The organism is Microbacterium paludicola (assembly GCF_039529675.1).
GTDB classification, from domain to species: domain Bacteria; phylum Actinomycetota; class Actinomycetes; order Actinomycetales; family Microbacteriaceae; genus Microbacterium; species Microbacterium paludicola.
On the sequence record NZ_BAAANG010000006.1, the window covers coordinates 1 to 17,079 of the forward strand.

Annotated in this window: 15 protein-coding genes; 3 read left to right on the forward strand and 12 right to left on the reverse strand. The window is 70.2% G+C overall.

Annotated elements, in window-relative coordinates:
- Positions 1-547 precede the first annotated feature (547 nt).
- Positions 548-817, reverse strand: coding sequence for a 30S ribosomal protein S15 (gene rpsO, locus ABD161_RS06200; RefSeq protein WP_018187174.1), 270 nt, complete (start codon positions 815-817; stop codon positions 548-550).
- 185 nt (positions 818-1,002) lie between these two features.
- On the opposite strand from rpsO, the gene ABD161_RS06205 reads away from it, so the two are divergent.
- A complete protein-coding gene (locus ABD161_RS06205) occupies positions 1,003-2,313 on the forward strand; it encodes an MFS transporter (RefSeq protein ID WP_344000711.1) in 1,311 nt (436 codons plus the stop codon).
- A gap of 58 nt (positions 2,314-2,371) precedes the next feature.
- On the opposite strand, the gene ABD161_RS06210 is transcribed toward ABD161_RS06205, so the two are convergent.
- The 3 genes from ABD161_RS06210 to ABD161_RS06220 all read right to left on the reverse strand — a co-directional run bounded on the left by ABD161_RS06210 (position 2,372) and on the right by ABD161_RS06220 (position 4,871).
- Positions 2,372-2,920 (reverse strand): YceI family protein, encoded by a 549-nt coding sequence (locus ABD161_RS06210; RefSeq protein WP_135113806.1) that lies wholly within the window; start codon positions 2,918-2,920, stop codon positions 2,372-2,374.
- 152 nt (positions 2,921-3,072) lie between these two features.
- The gene (locus tag ABD161_RS06215) at positions 3,073-3,444 is read right to left on the reverse strand and encodes an FKBP-type peptidyl-prolyl cis-trans isomerase (RefSeq protein ID WP_135113807.1); all 372 of its coding nucleotides are present in this window, start codon (positions 3,442-3,444) and stop codon (positions 3,073-3,075) included.
- 218 nt (positions 3,445-3,662) lie between these two features.
- Positions 3,663-4,871, reverse strand: coding sequence for a PrsW family intramembrane metalloprotease (locus tag ABD161_RS06220; RefSeq protein WP_344000714.1), 1,209 nt, complete (start codon positions 4,869-4,871; stop codon positions 3,663-3,665).
- Between the two features lie 112 nt (positions 4,872-4,983).
- Here ABD161_RS06220 and ABD161_RS06225 point away from each other — a divergent pair, with 112 nt between their 5' ends.
- Complete coding sequence (locus tag ABD161_RS06225; protein ID WP_135113808.1) at positions 4,984-5,853, forward strand: fumarylacetoacetate hydrolase family protein; 870 nt, start codon at positions 4,984-4,986, stop codon at positions 5,851-5,853.
- A gap of 122 nt (positions 5,854-5,975) precedes the next feature.
- Here the strand turns inward: ABD161_RS06225 and ABD161_RS06230 are convergent, their stop codons facing one another.
- From ABD161_RS06230 to ABD161_RS06245, 4 genes are all read right to left on the reverse strand, one after another.
- A complete protein-coding gene (locus tag ABD161_RS06230; RefSeq protein WP_344000716.1) occupies positions 5,976-7,433 on the reverse strand; it encodes an aspartate ammonia-lyase in 1,458 nt (485 codons plus the stop codon).
- Positions 7,434-7,521: 88 nt separating this feature from the next.
- Positions 7,522-8,433, reverse strand: coding sequence for a phosphodiesterase (locus ABD161_RS06235; RefSeq protein ID WP_344000718.1), 912 nt, complete (start codon positions 8,431-8,433; stop codon positions 7,522-7,524).
- A 49-nt stretch (positions 8,434-8,482) separates the two neighbouring features.
- The gene (locus ABD161_RS06240) at positions 8,483-8,809 is read right to left on the reverse strand and encodes a peptidase (RefSeq protein WP_344000720.1); all 327 of its coding nucleotides are present in this window, start codon (positions 8,807-8,809) and stop codon (positions 8,483-8,485) included.
- Positions 8,806-10,071 carry an inorganic phosphate transporter gene (locus tag ABD161_RS06245; protein WP_135113812.1) on the reverse strand — a complete coding sequence of 422 codons (1,266 nt, stop codon included), beginning with the start codon at positions 10,069-10,071 and terminating at the stop codon, positions 8,806-8,808. The genes ABD161_RS06240 and ABD161_RS06245 overlap by 4 nt, the downstream gene beginning before the upstream one ends.
- 205 nt (positions 10,072-10,276) lie before the next feature.
- On the opposite strand from ABD161_RS06245, the gene ABD161_RS06250 reads away from it, so the two are divergent.
- Positions 10,277-12,403: a S9 family peptidase gene (locus ABD161_RS06250; RefSeq protein ID WP_344000722.1), complete on the forward strand. Its 2,127-nt coding sequence runs from the start codon at positions 10,277-10,279 to the stop codon at positions 12,401-12,403.
- A gap of 47 nt (positions 12,404-12,450) precedes the next feature.
- Here the strand turns inward: ABD161_RS06250 and ABD161_RS06255 are convergent, their stop codons facing one another.
- The 4 genes from ABD161_RS06255 to ABD161_RS06270 all read right to left on the reverse strand — a co-directional run bounded on the left by ABD161_RS06255 (position 12,451) and on the right by ABD161_RS06270 (position 16,959).
- Positions 12,451-13,116, reverse strand: a complete 666-nt coding sequence (locus ABD161_RS06255) for an SDR family oxidoreductase (RefSeq protein ID WP_344000724.1) — start codon at positions 13,114-13,116, stop codon at positions 12,451-12,453.
- A 40-nt stretch (positions 13,117-13,156) separates the two neighbouring features.
- A complete protein-coding gene (locus ABD161_RS06260) occupies positions 13,157-13,429 on the reverse strand; it encodes a DUF1905 domain-containing protein (RefSeq protein ID WP_344000726.1) in 273 nt (90 codons plus the stop codon).
- Between the two features lie 112 nt (positions 13,430-13,541).
- Entirely contained in the window at positions 13,542-14,570 is a 1,029-nt protein-coding gene (locus ABD161_RS06265) for a 6-phosphofructokinase (protein ID WP_344000728.1), read from the reverse strand.
- Positions 14,571-14,814: 244 nt separating this feature from the next.
- Positions 14,815-16,959, reverse strand: a complete 2,145-nt coding sequence (locus ABD161_RS06270) for a DEAD/DEAH box helicase (RefSeq protein ID WP_344000730.1) — start codon at positions 16,957-16,959, stop codon at positions 14,815-14,817.
- Positions 16,960-17,079: the final 120 nt, after the last annotated feature.

Below are 17,079 nucleotides of genomic sequence, written 5' to 3' on the forward strand. Positions count from 1 at the left end.
CACAGCCTGACCACGACACGAAGGATCACACGATCACCGATACACCACGTCCCAGGACTTGACCGCGAGCCGAAGCGACCTACCCCGAGCCGCCCGTCCGTGCGAGCCGGTCATCTTGACTCGCAAGCTCGCTCGATAACCGGGGTGGGGCCCGCGCAAAGGTGCGGCGAACGCACGGAACAAGGGTCGCAAAGGTGCACACGCCGCACGTTTACCCCGCCGGTTGCTGAGTGAGCGCCAGCGAGCCGAAGCGACCGACCCCAAGCGGCTCATCCGTGCGAGCAGGTCATCTCGACTCGCTCCGCTCGCTCGATAACCGGGGTGAGGTCACGGGCCTGTACCCCTGTGTGAGCGAAGCGAACGTGGAGCGAAGCGACCAACGCAGCGCGAAGCGCTGCCGCAACGGAGCGCCAGCGACGGTGCCTCGCTCGCAAGGGCGCCGCTTGCGGCCCCGAAGCGTGCGAGACGCTTCTAAAGGAAACCAACAAGGGCCCGTCCACACCTGGACGGGCCCTTGAGAAGACGATTGAACGCTGGTGCGCTCTGCTTATCGACGCAGACCGAGGCGCTCGATGAGCGAGCGGTAACGGTTGATGTCGACATCCTGGAGGTAGCCCAGGAGGCGGCGGCGCTGGCCGACGAGCAGGAACAGGCCACGACGCGAGTGGTGGTCGTGCTTGTGCTCCTTGAGGTGCTCGGTGAGGTCCTTGATGCGCTGCGTCAGCATCGCGACCTGCACCTCGGGGGATCCGGTGTCACCGGGGTGCGTCGCGTACTCTTCGATGATCGCCTTCTTGACGTCTGCTTCCAGTGCCATAGGTGATCCCCTCTCTCCTCATTGCGCGGCGCCCGACGCCTGATGCGCGAGCTCTCTTTATCCGCGGCCGATCGAACGGCAACCACAAGAGTCTACCAGCGATCCGCGGCCATCCGCACCGTGCGGCGCCCCGGTGCGCGCGGCACCGATTAGGGTCGATCCGTGCAGCACTCCGAGGCAGACGCGTGAGCGAGACCACGACCCGCCGCAGCCACTTCGTCGACCTGCGCCCCCTGCGCGAGAGCCCCGCCTTCGCCCGCCTCTGGGTCGGAACCCTGCTCGGCGGGCTCGGCAGCCAGCTCACGATCACGGCCGTGATGCTGCACATGTACGCGCTGACGGAATCGACCTTCGCGGTGTCGATGATCGCGGTCGCGGGGCTCGTGCCGATGATCGTCGCCGGCCTCTACGGCGGCATGCTCGCCGACCACTTCGATCGCCGCATCGTGGCGCTGACCGCCGCGACGATCGGATGGACGTCGACACTGCTGCTCGCCGTCCTCGCGTGGACCGGGCACATCGATGTGTGGTGGCTGTACGGCCTGTCGATCGTGAACTCCGCGGCGAGCACCGTCGCCGGCGCGACGAAGATGGCGATGACGCCGAAGCTCGTCGGCACGCACCTGATCGCGGCCGCCGCCGCGCTCACCGGCATCACGTCGGGAGTGATGGTGCTTGTCGGGCCGGCGATCGGCGGCGTGCTCGTCGCGCTGTTCAGCTACCCGATCACGTACACGATCGACGCCGTGCTGACCCTGTCGCTGTTCCTCGGCCTGGCGACGCTCCCCCGCCTGCGGCCGGAGGGGCAGACGGAGCGACCCGGTCTCCGGTCGATCGTCGACGGCCTGGCGTTCCTGAAGGTGGCTCCGAACATCCGGATGCAGTTCATCCTCGACGTCGTCGCGATGACCTTCGGCCACCCGATCGCCCTGTTCCCGGCGATCGGCGTCGTGCTGCTCGGCGGCGGCGAGGTGACCTCGGGCCTGCTGATGGCGGCGATCGCCGCCGGTGTGCTGGTGTCGAGCCTGTTCTCGGGGCGGATCGGCACGGTGCGGAGGCAGGGGGTCGGCATCGCGCGCGCGATCCAGGCATTCGGCCTCGCGACCGGCCTGTTCGGGCTCGTCCTGCTCGCCGCGGCGCTGGGGTGGTCGGGCGCGGGACGCATCGACGAAGCGCACCCCGACATCCTGCTCATCGTGCTCGCGTGCGTCTGCCTGGCGTTCACCGGCGCCGCCGACAACATCAGCTCGATCTTCCGGCAGACGATGCTGCAGGCGGCCGTCCCCGACGCGGTGCGCGGCAGGCTGCAGGGGATCTTCATGGTCGTGGTGGCGGGCGGGCCGCGCATCGGCGCGCTCTACACGGGGGTCCTCGCCGGGATCGCGCTGTGGGTGCCGCCGCTGGTCGGCGGCGTAGTGATCATCGCGATCGTCGCGACGATCCTGCGGTTCGCCCACGGCTTCCGCGCGTACGACGCGGAGCATCCGACACCGTAGGCGCCGGACATGCAAGAGGGGCGGGCGCCATCCGGCACCCGCCCCTCTCCCGAAGCGCTTACGCCTGCAGCGCACCCTGCAGGTCGATCGTGATCGTGACGTCCTTGCCGACCAGCACGCCACCCGTCTCGAGCGCGGCGTTCCAGGTCAGGCCGAACTCCTCGCGGTCGATCTTGGTCGAGCCCGTGGCGCCCGCCTTGTAGTTGCCCCACGGGTCGACGCCGAAGCCGCCGAACTCCACCGTGAAGGTGACGGGCTTGGTGATGCCCTTGATGGTCAGGTCGCCGTCGACGAGGAACTCGCCGTCCTGCTCGCGCACGCCGGTCGAGACGAACTCGATCGTGGGGTGGTTCTCGGCGTCGAAGAAGTCCGCCGAGCGGAGGTGCTGGTCGCGACCCTCGTCCTTCGTGTTGATCGAGGCGACGTCGGCCTTGGCCGTCACCTTCGCCTCGAGCGGGTTCTCGGGGGCGACGATGGTGCCCTCGATGACGTGGAAGGCGCCCTTCACCTTGGAGATCATCATGTGGCGGACGGTGAAGCCCACCTCGCTGTGCGCGGGGTCGATGACGTAGGTGCCGGGACGGTAGCCGGGGATCTCGATGGTCATAGCTCTCCTCGAAGGTCGTGCCGTGGGACGGCAGCGGTATACGGATCACAATACGCATTCACGTGCATATATTCCCGATCAGTTCGTGAACGTTGCGGGAACGACGAAGCGCCCTCCCGCCGAGGAGGGCGCTCCGTGTGGTTCGGGGTGCGTCAGGCGACGTCGATCAGGTCGATGATGAAGATCAGCGTCTTGCCGCTGAGGAAGTGACCGGCGCCGGCCGGGCCGTAGGCGAGGTGCGGCGGGATGACCAGCTCGCGGCGGCCGCCGACCTTCATGCCGGGGATGCCGTCCTGCCAGCCCTGGATCAGGCCGCGCAGCGGGAACTGGATGCTCTCGCCGCGGTTCCAGGACGAGTCGAACTCCTCGCCGGTCTCGTACTCGACGCCCGCGTAGTGGACGGTGACGGTGTCGCCGGGCTTCGCCTCGGCGCCGTCGCCCTCGATGATGTCGCGGGTGACGAGCTCGGTGGGCGCGGGGCCCTGGGGTGCGTCGAACTCGGGCTTGGTGCGATCTGCGCTCATGCGTTCAATCGAACCATGAACCCCTCGGCCACGGGGATGAGGTGCCGATGATTACGCCGAGAGCTGAGGTCTCGACCGCAGGACCGCCGCACGTCCGGGAAAGCACTCAGCGCCCGGGCTGCGGCGATGCCTGCGAGTCTTCCGGGCGCTGAGTTGATCTTCATTCAGGATGCGCCTGCCCCGCCGGGGGTGTCAAGACCCCCGGCGCGTCATCCGGATCAGCGGGAGAGCAGCGCCTGGCGGGTGGTCGTGATCCGGGCGAGCAGCACGTGCTCGTCGTGCGCCGCCTGCGGGTCGCGTCCCGAGATAGCGCGCTGCCGGGCGGCGGCGAGCGCGGCCGCATCCCGGATGAACGTCGTCATCAGCTTGCTGCGCCCGCCCGGGAGGGTTGCCGCCCACGCACGCCCGGTGCGGCGTCCCGCGGGGGTCGCGAGCATGTCGACCTCCTGCGGCGTGAACCAGCCGGCCGCCGCGTAGTCGCCGAGTCGCTCGCGGGTCAGGCGCGCCTCCTCGCGGCGCAGCATGACGATCCCCCACACGAACAGCGCGAAGATCGGCACCTGCAGCACGAAGTAGTACCCCAGGAACTCGAAGAGCCCGCCGCCGACGACGAAGGACGCGCCGTTCCAGAGCGCGTGAAGGAGCACGGCGGCGATGTAGCCGACGGCGGCGAGGCCGATCGCCGGTCCCGCCTTCATTCCGCGCCGCGCCGCGAGCCCGAGCGCGAAGCCCGTGCAGGCGGTGAACATCGCGTGCGCGAAGGGCGACAGGATCGCGCGCAGGAAGAACGTGAAGCCGAGGGAGGCGGCGCCGCCCTCGATGGTCGAGATCGCGAAGTACTGGATGTTCTCGGTGAAGGCGAAGCCGGCGCCGATCATGGCGCCGTAGACGACGCCGTCGACGGGCCCGTCGAACGCGCGGCGGCCCATCCAGAACACGAGCAGCAGGCCGAGTCCCTTGAACCCCTCCTCGACGAGGGGCGCCTGGATCACCGCGCTGAAGAAGTCGTTGCGCTCGGGGAGCACGAACGTGAGCGCGAGGTCGAACAGCAGCGTGAACGCGATGGAGGCGATGCCGCCCCATGCGAGCGCGAAGAACACGAGCCCCTTCGGCTCGGGCTCCCACCGGTCGATGAGCACGACCGTGGCGATCACGACCGCATACGGGATGAGCGCGGCGACCAGGCCGACGAGCGACGCGAACGGACCGAGGAACGTCACGAAGTAGGCGATCAGCAGCAGGAGGAGCAGCCCGAGGACGGGCCACAGCCACACCCAGGCGCGCCGCCCGCGGGGCGACGCGACGGGAAGAGCCTGGACAGCGGGAGGCGCCGGAGCGATCGCCGCGCCCATCCCGTAGGTCGGCTGGGCCAGCGCCGTCGGGAACGGCTGCTGGTGAGGTGGCGTCAGGCCGGTCCCGTAGGTCATGAGTCTCTCCCCGCACGTCTCGCGGCGCCGGCGGCGCCGTGATCACGGTCATCATATTGGCCGCGCGCTCCGGCGCCATCGAGGCGACGGCCGGTGCCGGTAGCCTGAGGGCATGCGTTTCGCCCACGTCGTGCTGCCCGGGGGCGACGGCCCCGTCCTCGTCCTCGTCGAGGACGGCGAGGCACTCCCGGTGCACACGCTGGTGCCCGACGGCCCTCGCACGCTCGAGCAGCTGATCGCCGGCGGCGGTCCCCTGCGCGACGCCGTGCGGCATGCGGCCTCGGCCTACCGGGGCGAGCGCACCCCGATCGACGAGGCGACGTTCGCGCCCGCCGTGCTCACGCCGCCGTCGATCATGGCCGTCGGGCTGAACTACGCCGCGCACTCGGGCGAGCTGAACCTCAAGACCGACGACACGCCCACGGTGTTCACGCTGTGGCCGAACTCCCTCGCGCCGCACGAGGGCACCACGTCGTGGTCGCGCTCGCTGAGCGAGGCGGTCGACTACGAGGCCGAGCTGGGCGTCATCATCGGCCGGCCCGCACGCGACGTGACCGAGGACGAGGCGCTCGACTATGTCTTCGGCTACACGGTCGTCAACGACATCACCGCCCGCAACGTGCAGTACTCCGAGTCGCAGTGGTGCCGCGCGAAGTCGTTCGACGGGTTCACGCCGGTGGGCCCGTACGTCGTGACGGCCGACGAGGTGCCCGACCCGCAGGACCTGCACATCTGGACGGTCCTGGACGGGCACACCATGCAGGACGCCTCGACCGGGACGATGGTGAGATCGGTCGCGAAGCTGATCGCGCACCTCTCGCGCGGCATCACCCTGCTTCCGGGCACGCTCATCTCGACGGGCAGCCCCGGCGGATCCGGCTACTCCCGCACACCGCAGGTGCTGATGCGCGACCGCTCCACCGTCACGGTGGGCATCGACGGCATCGGAGAGCTGACCACGCACTGCCGCGTGGTCGCCTGACCCGACGACGACGCGACGAGGCCGCACCCGGATCGGGTGCGGCCTCGCGGTCTGCGGGCGGGCCAGGCGACGCCCACCGGCTGCCGGTCGCGGACGCGGGGCGCGCCCGGCCGCGCGCGGCGTCACGACGAGGTCGTGAGGTCCTCCGGCGAGATGATCGGAATCGCCGCGGTGATCGCCTCGATGCCCGACAGGCGCGCCGGCGAGAGCTGCTTGTCGACCTCCTCGCGGTCCATGAGCCCGGCCTCGACGACGAGGTCGGCGACGTTGCGGTTCGTCAGCAGGGCGGCCTTCGCGAGCGCGGCCGCCGCGGCGTATCCGATGAAGGGGGTGAGGGCCGTGACGACGCCCACCGACGATCCGACCATGGCGCCGAGGCGCTCGCGGTTCGCGGTGATGCCGTCGACGCAGTTCACGCGCAGCGTCCGCATCGCCTGGCGCATCCAGGTGATCGACTGCAGGATCGAGTGGGCGATCACCGGCTCGAAGGCGTTGAGCTGAAGCTGTCCCGCCTCGGCGGCCATGGTGACGGTCATGTCGGCGCCGGCGACCGAGAACGCCACCTGGTTCACGACCTCGGGGATGACCGGGTTCACCTTGCCCGGCATGATGCTCGACCCCGCCTGGCGGGCGGGAAGGTTGATCTCGCCAAAGCCCGCCTGCGGGCCCGAGGACAGCAGCCGCAGGTCGTTGCAGATCTTCGACAGCTTCATCGCGTTGCGCTTGAGGGACGACGAGAACGACATGAACGCGCCCGTGTCGCTCGTCGCCTCGACGAGGTCGGTCGCGGTCGTGAGCGGCAGCCCGGAGATCTCGGAGAGGTGACGTCGCACCGACTCGGCGTAGCCGGGCGCCGCGGTCACGCCCGTGCCGATCGCGGTGGCGCCGAGGTTGATCTCGGTCAGCAGCGACGAGTTCTCGCCGAGCCGCGCGTGGTCCTCGCCGAGCGTCGTCGCGAAGCCGTGGAACTCCTGCCCGAGGGTCATCGGGACGGCATCCTGCAGCTGCGTGCGCCCGACCTTCAGCACGTCGTGGAACTCGTGCGCCTTCGCGAGGAACGACTTGCGGAGGAGATCGAGCTCCTCGAGCAGCGAGACGTGCACGAGCGAGATCCCCATCTTGATCGCCGTCGGGTAGACGTCGTTCGTCGACTGGCTGCGGTTCGTGTGGTCGATCGGCGACAGGAACTCGTAGTCGCCCTTCCGGCGGCCGGCGAGCTCGAGCGCGATGTTGGTGATGACCTCGTTCGCGTTCATGTTGGTCGACGTGCCGGCGCCGCCCTGGATGACGCCCACGACGAACTGATCGTGGAACTCGCCGTCGATCACGCGCTGCGCTGCGCGGTCGATCAGGTCTGCTTTGGCGGGATCCAGCACGCCGATGTCGCGATTCGCGCGTGCCGCGGCCTGTTTGACCATCGCCAGCGCGACGACGAGGTCTGCGTACACCGAGATCGGTCGTTTCGAGATGTCGAAGTTCTCGAGCGCCCGGGCGGTATGGACCCCCCAGTACACGTCGGACGGGATCTCCAGCGACCCCAGCGAATCTGTCTCGATGCGGGTGGTCGAGTCGTCAGCCATCGTTCTCCTTGTGGGTGCGCGGCCATGCCCTCTCGCCATCGAGAGGGCGTCGTTCTCAGCCTAGGCGACGGTCCTCCGCCCGCCCGTCTCACCCGCGAGGCGGCTTGCGGGAGAACCGTTCGAGGCGCTCCTCGGGGCTCAGCGCCGCCATCGTCGCGTACCACTCGGGGCTGAAGTACCCGCCCGCCTCATCGGCCGCCACGGGCACGACGGTGTGCGTGATCGTGTCGTCGTACACGTGGACGAGGTGGAACGACTGACCGGCATCCATCCCGTTGACGCGCTGCGGCGGGCGGGCGACGTCCATCGTGTAGCAGGACGCGGATGCGACGCTGACCGGAACACCCGCGAACGTGCCGCTCATCGAGTAGTGAAGGTGCCCGGCGAGGATCGCGCGCACGTCGGATCCGCTGATCACGTGGGCGAGCGCGTCCTGATCCCGCAGCTCGAGGATGTCGAACAGGGGAACGTGACTCGGCAGCGGCGGATGATGAAGGGCGAGGATGGTGCCGAGCGGTGTCGGCGTCGCCAGAACCTGCCGCAGCCACTCGCGCTGGGCCTCGTCGATCTCGCCGTGGTGCCAGCCGGGAACCGAGCTGTCCAGCGCGACGAGGCGGAGGCCGCCGAGATCCCAGACACCCGTGACCGGCTGCTCGTCGGCCGAGAGGCCGAGCAGGTCGCGGCGCATCTCAGGGCGCTCGTCGTGGTTGCCGGCGACCCACACGATGGGAGCGCCGAGGCGCTCCGCGACCGGTTCGACCAGCTCGCGCAGGCGGAGGTACGCGTCGGGCTCGCCGAGGTCGGTGAGGTCGCCCGTGAACACGAGCGCGTCGGGCCGGATGGCGCCGTCCGCCGCGTGCTGCTCGAGCCGCTCGAGCGTGCGCGCGAGGTTCGCCTCGGTGTCGTACCGCCCGCCGAGCGGCGCGTTGCCCGCCAGCAGGTGGGTGTCGCTCAGATGGACGATCGTCCTGTGGGCGGGAGCGTGCTGGCCGAGCTGCATGATGCCAGCGTACGACCGGCCCCCGACGCGGCCGCCGGGAGGACCCCCGTCAGCCGAGCACGATCAGCAGGATGCCGACGACCACGGCGAAGCCGCACACCGCGAAGCACGCGTACGCGCCGACGAGCGCGAGCCGCTTCTGGCCGTCCGACAGCGGGCTCTTCGCGGCGGCCTTCGCCGCCGCCTTCTCGGCCCTGGCGATCTGCTTCGCGGAGAGGACGGTGATCGCATCCGTGAAGGCGACGGGCGCGACCACGGGAACGCGGCCGCTGCTGGCGAGCAGGCGCAGCCCGAGGGCGTAGAACCCGACGACGACCACCGCACCGATCAGCGCGGCAATGAACACGAGCAGGAAGGCGCCCCAGTCGATGGTCATCGCTCTCCCCCGCTCTTCTGCTGCTTCTTCGCCGCCTTGCGCTGGGCCCTCTCGGCCTGCGCGCGCCGCTGCCTCGGCGTCGGCGGCGGGTTCTCGTCGACCTTCACCGCGAGGCCCGACTCGGCGACCTCGCTCATCGCGTTGCCCGCGTGCACCTCGTTGCGGCGCGAGCGCAGGAACAGGAACACGATCACCGCGATCGCCAGGACCGCGTCGATCGCGACGCCCAGGACGCCGAGCCCGGCCGCCTGGGTCCACACCACGAGCAGGGCGGCGAGCGCGCCGACCGCACCGGCCGCGGGGAGCGTGAGCAGCCAGCCGACGAAGATCCGCCCGACGGTGCGCCAGCGCACCTCCGATCCGCGTCGTCCGAGACCGGATCCGATCACCGATCCGGAGGCGACCTGCGTGGTCGACAGCGCGAAGCCGAGGTGGCTCGAGGCGAGGATCGTGGCGGCCGTCGACGTCTCGGCCGCGAAGCCCTGTGCCGGCTTGACGTCGGTGAGTCCTTTGCCGAGGGTCCGGATGATCCGCCATCCGCCGACGTAGGTGCCGAGCGCGATCGCCGCGGCCGCCGAGAAGACGACCCACAGCTGCGGCTCGTGGTGCTCGGACGACTGCCAGCCCGCCGCGATGAGCGCGAGGGTGATCACGCCCATCGTCTTCTGGGCGTCGTTCGTTCCGTGCGCGAGCGCGACGAGCGAGGACGTGAAGATCTGGCCCCAGCGGAAGCCGTCGCGGCCGTCGGGCTTGCCGTCGTACCGGCGGGTGAGGGAGTACGCCATCTTGGTCGCGAGGAACGCGATGATGCCCGCGGTGAGCGGTGCAAGCAGCGCCGGCAGCACGACCTTCGACATCACGACGCCGAAGTCGATTCCCTGGACGCCGACGCCGACGAGCGTCGCGCCGATCAGGCCGCCGAACAGCGCGTGCGACGAGCTGGAGGGAAGGCCGAGCAGCCAGGTCAGCATGTTCCAGGTGATCGCGCCGATCAGGCCGGCGAAGATCAGCGAGGGGAACACAGCGCCCGAGATCTGCTCCTCGCGGATCATGCCGCCGGAGATGGTCTTGGCGACCTCGGTCGACAGGAAGGCGCCGACGAGATTCAGGATGGCCGCGAGCGCGACCGCGGTCTTCGGCTTGAGTGCGCCGGTGGCGATCGGCGTCGCCATCGCGTTGGCGGTGTCGTGGAAGCCGTTGGTGAAATCGAAGAAGAGCGCGAGTGCGATGACCAGCGCGACGATGAGGGCTGCGGTTTCCACCGTCCGCCTTCCGTGATGCGGGACCCGAAGGCCGAGAAGCGCGAACGAAGAGTTCGCCAGGTGTTCACGATCTGGCAACCAGGCGGTCACCAATCCTCGCACCCCGGGCAGGGGCGGTCAAACCGTCCGTTCCGCCCGCCCCGGCGCGCCGTCCGCCGCCCGTCGGCGCCGCGGCGTGCACGTCAAACACGGATAGCGTTGACGGATGAGCTCTGCTTCGGTCCCGACCGCCCCCCGCCCCGAGAAGCGCCCCGTCGTCCGCTCGCACCACGGCGACACGTTCGAGGACCCGTACGAGTGGCTGCGCGAGAAGGACTCCCCCGAGGTCGTCGCGCACCTCGAGGCGGAGAACGCCCACACCGACGCGGCGCTCGCGCACCTCGAGCCGCTTCGCGAGCGCATCTTCCAGGAGATCAAGGGCCGGGTCCGCGAGACCGACCTGAGCCTGCCGAGCCGCCGCGGGCAGTGGTGGTACTACGGCCGCACGATCGCCGGCAAGCAGTACGGCGTGCAGTGCCGCGCTCCCATCGCCGGTCCGGACGACTGGACCCCGCCCCAGCTGAGCGCCGAGGTGGAGGTGCCCGGCGAGCAGGTGCTGCTCGACTCGAACGCCGAGGCCGAGGGCCACGAGTTCTTCTCCCTCGGATCGTTCGACGTGTCCAAGGACGGCACGCTGATGCTGTGGGCCGTGGACGTCGCGGGTGACGAGCGCTACACGATCCGGATCAAGGACCTGACGACCGGCGAGATCCTGGCCGACGTGATCGAGGGGACCTTCTCGGGCGCGCACTTCCTTCCCGGCGGCACCCACATCGTCTACACGACGGTGGACGACGCCTGGCGTCCCGACCGCGCGTGGCTTCACCCGGTCGGCACCGCGGGGCGGGACGCCGACCGCGAGATCTACCGCGATGACGACGAGCGGTTCTGGGTGGGCGCGGGAGTGACGCGCAGCGACAGGTTCCTCGTCGTCGAGTCCGGGTCGAGCATCACGAGCGAGGTCGCGCTGCTCGACGCGGCGACCGTGGCGAGCGACCCCGACGCGAAGCCGCAGGTCGTCTGGCCGCGTCGCGAGGGCGTCGAGTACGGCGTGGATCATGCCGTCATCGACGGCGAGGACTGGCTGTACATCCTCCACAACGACGGCGCGCTCGACTTCGAGTTGGTGCGCGCCCGGGTCGGCGCGCCCGACGTGGTCGAGACCGTGATCCCGCACGAGCCGGGCCGCCGCCTCGAGGACGTCGACTGCTTCCGCGACTTCGCGGTCGTCGAGTACCGCCGCGAGGGCCTCACGCGCGTGGCTCTCCTCGACTACCGCACGCACGCACTGACCGAGATCGAGTTCGACGAACCGCTGTTCGCCGTCGGCCTCGGCGGCAACCCCGAGTGGGCTCCCCCGGTGCTGCGCCTCGGGTTCGGGTCGTTCACGACGCCGGGATCGGTGTTCGAGTTCGTCCTCGAAAGCGGCGAGCTCGTGCTGCGCCGGCAGGTCGAGGTGCTCGGCGGATACGACCCCGCCGACTACGACCAGGCCCGCCTGTGGGCGACCGCCCACGACGGCACGCGCATCCCGATCTCCCTTGTGTGGAAGCGCTCGTTCGGCGAGCCCGGCTCCGCGCCGCGCCCCGTGCACCTCTACGGCTACGGCTCGTACGAGCACTCCATCGACCCCGCGTTCTCGGTGGCCCGACTGTCCGAGCTCGACCGCGGCATCGTGTTCGCGGTGGCGCACGTGCGCGGCGGCGGTGAGCTCGGGCGGCAGTGGTACGAGGACGGCAAGCTGCAGGCGAAGCGCAACACGTTCACCGACTTCGTGGATGTCGCGCGTCACCTCGTCGAGCACGGGTACACGACCCCGGATCGCCTGGCGGCGGAGGGCGGATCTGCCGGCGGGCTTCTGATGGGCGCGATCGCGAACCTCGCCCCGGAGCTGTTCGCCGGCGTCCTCGCCGACGTCCCGTTTGTGGACGCGCTCACGACGATCCTGGATCCCTCCCTTCCACTCACGGTGATCGAGTGGGATGAGTGGGGCGACCCGCTTCACGACCCGGCGGTGTACGAGTACATGAAGTCGTACTCGCCGTACGAGAACGTCCGCGAGGGCGTGGCCTACCCGCGGATCCTGGCGATGACGTCGCTGAACGACACGCGCGTGATGTACGTCGAGCCGGCCAAGTGGGTCGCGCGCCTGCGGGACGTCGGCGCCGACGCGCTGTTCAAGTGCGAGATGGTCGCGGGTCACGGCGGCGTCAGCGGCCGCTACAACTCGTGGCGCGAGCGGGCCTTCCAGCTCGCCTGGCTCTTCGACGTTCTCGGGGTCGCCGACGCCTGACCCAGGTGCCCGCGCGGGGGCGGTGCGGCCGCGCGGCTCCGCTGCGGTCAGTAGCGGGCGGAGAACCCGCCGTCGGCCTGCAGCAGCTGGCCCGAGACCCAGCGGCCGGCGGGCGAGACGAGGAAGGCGACGAACTCGCCGATGTCGGCCGGGGTGCCGAGACGGCCGAGCGGATGGGCGTCGCGCAGCGCGGTGCGGGTGTCGTCGTCCATCCACCCCGTGTCGATCGGTCCCGGGTTGAGGACGTTGGCCGAGATCCCTCGCGGGCCGAGCTCGCGCGCCGCGGAGATCACGATGCGGTCAAGGGCGCCCTTCGACGCCCCGTACGGCAGGTTGCCCGTTGTGTGATCGCTCGTCAGGGCGACGATCGCGCCGCCGCCGTCCGGCACCTGACGGGCGAAGGCGGCGATGAGCAGAAGCGAGGCGCGGGCGTTCACGGCCACGTGCGCGTCGAAGCTCTCCGCGGTGGTGTCGAGGATGCCCGTCTCGACATCGTGCGCATGGCTCAGGATGAGCGCGTCGCACGGTCCGTGATCTCGCACGACCGCGGCGATGAGCTCATCCGGCGCCGTCGGATCCGACAGGTCGCGCGGGTAATCGGCCGACGAGAGGTCGCTCGTGACCACGGTCCAGCCGTCCTGCCGCAGCCGAGGCGCGATCCCCGCGGCGATGCTGTCGGCGCGCGCGGCACCCGTGATCAGAGCGAGGGGCATGCCGCCACACTATCGTCGGCGCACCCGCGCCCGACCGCCGTCAGCGCCGCTGGACCGTCACGTCGACCGTGTCGCCGACGTCCTTGCCGAGGCGCTTGCGCACGCCGGCGTTGAGGGAAACCATGTGGCCACCTGTCCCCGTGACCATCGCGCCGACGTTCTCGAGCAGAAGACCGTCGATCTGCGCGTCGACCCGTACCGCTTTGCCCGTGCCGAAGAACTCGACCGAGCCCGGAATCCCCACGCAGCTCCAGGTCTCACCCTTCACCTCAACGCCGATCGTCGTCCGGAAGCTCAGCCGCTCGTCGCTCATGTCCGCGAGCGTATCTGCCGCCGCGGCACGCCGAAAGGCGCCGTCGCACGCGCCGTAGACGCCGAAAGGCTCCCCGGCGCCGCACGCACCGGGGAGCCTTTCGAAGGGACGATCAGCCGAACAGCGCTGCGGCCTCCTCGTAGCGGGACTGCGGGACGGTGTGAAGCTCGCCGAGCGCGTCGGCGAAGGCCACGCGGACGATGTCGGTGCCGCGAAGCGCCACCATCTGACCCCAGGCGCCCTCGACGATGGCGTCGGCGGTGTGCAGGCCGAGGCGCGTGGCGAGGACGCGGTCGAAGCCCGAGGGCGAACCGCCGCGCTGGATGTGACCCAGCACCGTCGCACGGGTCTCGATGCCCGTGATGCGCTCGATCTCCGGGGCGAGCACCTCGCTGATGCCGCCGAGGCGGGGGCGGTTGAACGCATCCAGGCCCTTGTCGCTGTACGCCTCCTCCTGGCCCTTGAGCTTGAAGCCCTCCGACACGACCACCAGCGGCGCGCGGCCGCGCTCGTGGGCCGAGGTCACCTGGGCGGTGATCTCCTCGATGGACAGCGGCACCTCGGGGATGCAGATCACGTGGGCGCCGGCGGCCATTCCCGCGTGAAGCGCGATCCAGCCGACGTGCCGGCCCATCACCTCGGCGACCATGCACCGCTGGTGCGAGTCGCCCGTGGTGCGCAGCCGGTCCATCGCCTCGGTGGCGATGTTCACGGCCGTGTCGAAGCCGAACGAGTAGTCGGTCGCGCCGAGGTCGTTGTCGATGGTCTTGGGCACGCCGAAGACGTTGATGCCGTCCTTCGAGAGGCGCTCGGCGGCCGCGAGGGTGCCCTCTCCGCCGATCGCGACGATCCCGTCGATGCCGTGCTCGGCGAGGGTGGCCTTGATGTTGTCTGCGCCACCATGCTCGCCCTCATACGGGTTCGTGCGGCTCGTGCCGAGGATGGTGCCGCCGACCTTCGCGAGGCCCTTGACCTCGTGCCGGGTGAGCGGGAAGAAGTCCGCTTCGACGACGCCGCGCCAGCCGTCGCGGATGCCCACGAACTCGAGGTCGTACGTGGTGGTGCCCTTGAGGACGATGCCGCGGATGACCGCATTCAGTCCGGGGCAATCACCTCCGGACGTGAGGATTCCGATCTTCATGCTCTCGACACTAGGGGATCCGGATGACCCCCGAAGGGCGTCGCCCGGATCCCCTGGTGACGAGCGGGTGACTCTCTCTTGGCCGCGCGCTGATCGATCCCTCGCCCGACGCTCCGCGCCGGGTCTCGCGCTCGATGGACGTCGCTCCGCTCCGTCCGGGCGCGCTGGTGGGCCGCATCCGCGGCACGCTCACTTCGTTCGCAGAGCGACCCAGCGTGCCAGCGGATACGACAGGCCTGAGGAGCTAGAGAGCCCCTCGCAGGACGTGCATGAGCGCCGCCAGCTGCACCGAGTCGCTCGAGGTCGGGTCGACGGCCTCGCCGTCGAGCGCGCGCGCCGCGAGGCCCTGCTTCTGGTCGATGAGCTCGGCGATCTTGGTGTCGATCGTGTGCGCCGCGATGATGCGCCACGCTGTGACGGGCTCATCCTGTCCGATGCGGTGGACGCGGTCGATCGCCTGCGTCTGCTCGGCTGCGGTCCAGCTGAGCTCGGCGAGGACGACGTTCGATGCGACCTGCAGGTTGACGCCGACGCCGGCGGCGGTGAGCGAGCACACCGCGATGCCGACATCCGGGTCGTTGTTGAACGCGTCGATCGCCGCCTGACGCACCGTGGAGGTCTGCTCGCCGCGGATCGAGACGCTCTTCACGCCCACCGCCTTGAAGTGCGCCTCGGCCTGGTCCATGACGTCGATGTGCTTGGCGAAGAACACCACCTTGCCGACCGAGCGCTGCAGCTGGGCGGCGTAGTCGGCCGCGAGGCCGGCCTTCGCCTGGCCGATGCGTCGCACCATCGTGAAGACGTTGTCCCCCGCGGTGCCGGCGGCCTTCGACTCGTCCAGCTCGCCCTGCGCGACGAGGCGCACGATGTCGTCGTCGATCTCGCCGGGGGCGAGGCCGCGGTCGCCGCGGGCGTCGATGATCCGGCGGTAGCGCGCGACGAGGCGGGCAGCGAGCTCGCGCTCGGCCTCGCGGATGCTGCGGCCGAACTCATCGTCGAGCTGCACGGGCAGGTCGGCGACGAGCTTGTCCGGCAGGTCCTTCGCGACGTCCTTCTTGCGGCGCCGCACGATGCCCATCGAGATGACGGCTTCGCGGGCCTCGGGGTAGAACGCCTTGTCGGCGGGAGTCAGGCCGGTGGCGTCGAGCTTCTCCATCAGCTCGGGGCCGGGCTTGTCGCCGGTGGTCCAGCCGAGGAAGCGCCAGATGGCGTCGAAGTCCTCGACGTCGTTGATCAGCGGCGTTCCCGTGAGCGCCAGGAGGAGCGGATCGCCACCCGGCGTGTTCTCCCGGATGCTCGCCGCGAGCGCGAGCACATTCTGCGAGCGCTGCGAGGTGAGGTTCTTGATGAAGTGCGCCTCGTCGACGACCATGCCGCGCAGGCCGATCTTGGCGAGCCAGCCGAGGTGACGATCCAGGATCTCGTAGTTCACGATGAACACGTCGGCGAAGGCGTCGATGTCGTCGCCGTCGCCGTTGATCACGGTCGCGCGGCGGTGGGGTGTCCAGCGCTCGACCTCGCGCGCCCAGTTCATCTTCACGACGTTCGGGACGATCGCGACGATGGGGTACGCGTTCGCGACGGAGGCGGCGAGCACCGATTCCGCGGTCTTGCCGAGGCCCGGCTCGTCGGCGAGCAGGAAGGTGCGGTGCCCCGCGCGCACGGCCTCGAGGAAGCGCGACTGGTGCGCCATGATCTCGAGCCCCTTGGGCGAGAGGCGGTCGAACTCGGGCACCTCGGGCAGCGGCATGGTGGCGGCGCCCCCGCCCGCACCCTGCTCGAACGCCTTGTACAGCGGGCCCATGAGCTCCCAGCCGTCGAGGCGACGACGCGGAGTCGGGCCGCCGACGCGGTGCGCGAGGTCGGGGGCGAGGAACGGGTTCGACTCGATGCGCGCCTCGATCTGCGGCGGTGTGACCTGACGCTCGGCCGCGGCGGGCGGCACGAGGGACGTCTGCACCAGCGGCTTCACGTCGGCGATCACGAGCTCCTCGGGAGCGAGCTCGGCGCCCGACTCGAGCAGCCAGTCGCGACGCATCCGGCGCGCGACCGGCGACGTGGCCTGGTCGACCTCGAGCAGCTGGATGAGCGACGTGTCGCGCGCGGCCGTTTTGGCGAGGATCGTCGCCACCCCGTCGAGCCGCTTGAGCAGCTCGGCGCGGACGGCGTCGGTGACCTCGGTGTCGGCCTTGACGCGGGCGCGCTCCTCGCGCACGAGGAACGCGATCACCTGGAACTTTGTGCGGTTCGTGGGGCCCAGCTTGCCGCGCTGGGCCTTCGCCTCGACCTCGCGCACCTTGCGGGCGAGGATCGGGATGAGGGGGGCCTCGTCATCGCGGCGAGCGGACGAGGACTTTCTGCGCTGTCGCGCGGGTGCCGTGGTCGGCATGCTCCTCCTGAGCGTAGAGACCATCGTGACCGAGGCGGCTTGGCCGGCGGTCGAAGTCGTGCGTGGCGCCCGCTGCGCCGTCGAGATGACGACAGCGCGGACCGATTCGCTTCCGCGATG

Coding starts and splice junctions, on each gene's coding strand:
- ABD161_RS06265 (WP_344000728.1), bottom strand. CDS start 14,570: ATGAAGATCGGAATCCTCACGTCCGGAGGTGATTGCCCCGGACTGAAT.
- ABD161_RS06235 (WP_344000718.1), bottom strand. CDS start 8,433: ATGCAGCTCGGCCAGCACGCTCCCGCCCACAGGACGATCGTCCATCTG.
- rpsO (WP_018187174.1), bottom strand. CDS start 817: ATGGCACTGGAAGCAGACGTCAAGAAGGCGATCATCGAAGAGTACGCG.
- ABD161_RS06220 (WP_344000714.1), bottom strand. CDS start 4,871: ATGACCTACGGGACCGGCCTGACGCCACCTCACCAGCAGCCGTTCCCG.
- ABD161_RS06270 (WP_344000730.1), bottom strand. CDS start 16,959: ATGCCGACCACGGCACCCGCGCGACAGCGCAGAAAGTCCTCGTCCGCT.
- ABD161_RS06240 (WP_344000720.1), bottom strand. CDS start 8,809: ATGACCATCGACTGGGGCGCCTTCCTGCTCGTGTTCATTGCCGCGCTG.
- ABD161_RS06215 (WP_135113807.1), bottom strand. CDS start 3,444: ATGAGCGCAGATCGCACCAAGCCCGAGTTCGACGCACCCCAGGGCCCC.
- ABD161_RS06225 (WP_135113808.1), top strand. CDS start 4,984: ATGCGTTTCGCCCACGTCGTGCTGCCCGGGGGCGACGGCCCCGTCCTC.
- ABD161_RS06210 (WP_135113806.1), bottom strand. CDS start 2,920: ATGACCATCGAGATCCCCGGCTACCGTCCCGGCACCTACGTCATCGAC.
- ABD161_RS06255 (WP_344000724.1), bottom strand. CDS start 13,116: ATGCCCCTCGCTCTGATCACGGGTGCCGCGCGCGCCGACAGCATCGCC.
- ABD161_RS06250 (WP_344000722.1), top strand. CDS start 10,277: ATGAGCTCTGCTTCGGTCCCGACCGCCCCCCGCCCCGAGAAGCGCCCC.
- ABD161_RS06260 (WP_344000726.1), bottom strand. CDS start 13,429: ATGAGCGACGAGCGGCTGAGCTTCCGGACGACGATCGGCGTTGAGGTG.
- ABD161_RS06230 (WP_344000716.1), bottom strand. CDS start 7,433: ATGGCTGACGACTCGACCACCCGCATCGAGACAGATTCGCTGGGGTCG.